Source organism: Francisella philomiragia subsp. philomiragia ATCC 25015, from assembly GCF_000156715.1.
Classification (GTDB): domain Bacteria; phylum Pseudomonadota; class Gammaproteobacteria; order Francisellales; family Francisellaceae; genus Francisella; species Francisella philomiragia.
The window spans coordinates 1-710 of record NZ_DS999315.1; the positions used below are offsets into that span (position 1 = coordinate 1).

Below are 710 nucleotides of genomic sequence, written 5' to 3' on the forward strand. Positions count from 1 at the left end.
GTCCTAGATAAGTTTACTTTAAACTCTCTCTAACCCAGTGTCTAATTAGCTTTAGTTGCTCTTTAGAATCACTATGGTTAAATCTCCACTCACACTCCTTCAAAAACAAGTGAAAATGTTCTCTAGGAATACCGTTAAATTTCCTCAAATGTCTCTTAGCTTGATTCCAAAAGTTCTCTATACCGTTTATATGATTATGCTTCTTTGCAAACAGCTTACTATGGTTAATTCTATAATGTTTAAAATCTGAAACATCTAAGGCATTATAGCTCCTAAAAATATCAGTGTAAACGATACTATCAGGCTTAACTTTTTCTCTAATTATTGGTAATAGAGTATTACTTTTAGCATTTGGAATGATTACTGTGTATACCTTTCCATTACGTTTAAGTAAACTAAAGACAGGAACTTTACTACTAGCTCCTTTACCTCGTTTACCTTTACGAGATCCTCCAAAGTAGCTTTCATCTACTTCAATCTCTCCTGTAAACATTTCTAAATGCTCACTATTTTCATAAATTAATAATCTTAATCTATGAAAATAATAGCTGGCTGTGGTTTTATTTACTGATACTAATTCTGATGCAGTTCGTGCTGTACTTCCTGCTATAAATAACTCTATTAATTTGTCTTGCTTGTATGAACTTAATCTACTTTTTCTTATCAAAACCATCCTAACATAACTTAGTTATCTAGGACAGCCCCTAAAT

General features: G+C 31.7%; 1 protein-coding gene. It reads right to left on the minus strand.

Going from position 1 to position 710, the window contains the following annotated elements; all coding sequences use genetic code 11:
• Positions 1–13 precede the first annotated feature (13 nt).
• The gene (locus FTPG_RS05325; protein ID WP_035722472.1) at positions 14–664 is read right to left on the minus strand and encodes an IS1595 family transposase; all 651 of its coding nucleotides are present in this window, start codon (positions 662–664) and stop codon (positions 14–16) included.
• Positions 665–710 lie beyond the last annotated feature (46 nt).